Here is a 658-nt window from a genome sequence, read left to right as displayed (position 1 = left end):
CTGGCCATCCTTGGATTCTCGCTTCCCCAGCATCGTGCTGGATACCGCGTGTCCAAGATCAAGGGTCAAGCCCCGACCTTGGCCGGAGTGCGCCCGGACACGACCGCCGCCAGGGTCACTGCCGGATTGAAGTGTCCCCCGGAGACGTGTCCAAAAGCCACCAGTACCGCCAGCAGCCCCAGCCCGAAGCCCAATGCGGAATCAATCACCTGGGTGGCGAAAATCCCCGTGCCCACCCCAGCGAAGACGAGCACGGTAGTACCGGCGAACTCCGCCGCCCACCGGGCACCGGCAGACGGGGCCCGGCTCACCCCGACGGCGACGGACTCTTTGCGCACCGCATCCGGGACCGGGGCCACCAGATCCTGGAAGTCGGGGGCGGCCGTCTCCGCAGCACGGGCAGGCGCGGTGGATCCCGAAACAGCGGGTCCCGAGGTCTTGTCAGTCATAAGGGGTTCTCCTGCAGGTCGCTCGACACGGCAGTGCCAAGATGATGGGTCAGCAAGTCCGGGCGCCGGGCGCCGTTGCCATACGACCACGGTTAGCTGAATGGTCCTTGAACACGGACCCAAACGTGTCGATCGGGGCTTGACCCTTGATCTTGGACACGCGGTATCCAGCACGATGCTGGGGAAGCGAGAATCCAAGGATGGCCAGG

General features: G+C 65.5%; 1 protein-coding gene. It reads right to left on the bottom strand.

Features of this window, described 5'->3' with window-relative positions; translation table 11 throughout:
• Window positions 1-65: 65 nt before the first annotated feature.
• Window positions 66-449, bottom strand: coding sequence for an aquaporin (locus tag ACPYN7_RS18035; RefSeq protein WP_424348562.1), 384 nt, complete (start codon window positions 447-449; stop codon window positions 66-68).
• Window positions 450-658 lie beyond the last annotated feature (209 nt).

Origin of the sequence: Kocuria sp. CH-021 (assembly GCF_049716185.1) — a bacterium.
In the GTDB taxonomy this organism is placed as follows: Bacteria; Actinomycetota; Actinomycetes; order Actinomycetales; family Micrococcaceae; genus Kocuria; species Kocuria cellulosilytica.
Note: the sequence above shows the minus strand (reverse complement) of the source record. Positions and strands in the feature narration are given on the sequence as shown.

Excerpts from the sequence above, each read along its gene's own strand:
- ACPYN7_RS18035 (WP_424348562.1), bottom strand. The coding sequence starts at position 449 with ATGACTGACAAGACCTCGGGACCCGCTGTTTCGGGATCCACCGCGCCT.